This is a genomic window from Spiroplasma sp. ChiS, assembly GCF_002968355.1.
Lineage (GTDB): Bacteria > Bacillota_I > Bacilli_A > Mycoplasmatales > Mycoplasmataceae > Spiroplasma > Spiroplasma citri.
In genome coordinates, this window is sequence record NZ_PUUH01000178.1 from 1 (window position 1) to 1,023 (window position 1,023).

Sequence of the window (1,023 nt, forward strand, 5' to 3'; positions counted from 1 at the left end):
AACAACAACAATATTTTTAACAATTAAAATAGATATGTCAAAAGCACCATTAGTATATCCAATCCCCGATATAGACAACCCAGATGAAAACTACCAATATATTAATAAAAATTTTATTGAAAGTTTAGGAGAAAACAAAAGCGAACAAATTGAAAAATTAACAGAATTATTAGAACAATGCCCCATTAACACTAAAATTGACGAAGTTGAACCAAGCGGAATTGACAATAAATTCTATTTTGAAAAAACCAACGAAGAAGAAAACAAACCGTGAAAAAATATTAAAAGTGCCATTACTTGAAACGATAATTCAAAAACAATAGCAACAGCCATAATCGATAACATTAATCAAGTAAATGATTTTAAATACCGAGCAATTTATCAAAATAAATGTGCTAGCGAATATTTTGTATGAACAGACAAAGGAAGATTAACCCAAGATAACTTAAACACAAGACATAAAGACGGAATTTATGAATTCCCTATTCTTAGTTTTAATTTACCCCTAAAAGGCGAAAAAATAAAATCCTTTAATTGAGAATACACCGCACGCGTTCCCATTCGTTATCAATCAATCAAAGACCCTAACAATTTTATTAATTTTTGCGAATATGCCCAAGAAAAAAAGGAAGAATTCAATAAAAAATGAACCAAAGAAATGGAAAAAATGGATCAAAAAACAGCACAACTAGACAAAAGAATTAGAGAAATGCCCTACAAAATAGAAAGCAGTGCCAAATATGTCAAAAGCAGATTAAAAGAAATGACACCAGACGAACAACCTTTTAATCAAGTTGATAATAAATGATATTATGTAGTATGACGCGGGGATAAAAGTGAAGAATGAAAAATTGTTAAATTTAAAAATGATAAGTATGAACAAAATAAAATACTTGATAAATATAATAATTATGAACTTCAATTATTACAAACCGGAAAAGCAGGACAAGGATATTGAAAAGATATTGGTTTAGTTGATAATAACGGAATGCCTCGTTATTTTGCATGAAGCTTTAATCCTAA

At 28.5% G+C, this 1,023-nt stretch carries 1 pseudogene; it reads left to right on the top strand.

Annotated elements, in window-relative coordinates:
- A pseudogene (locus C6B38_RS10085) lies at window positions 1-1,023 on the top strand (hypothetical protein); the annotation flags it as partial.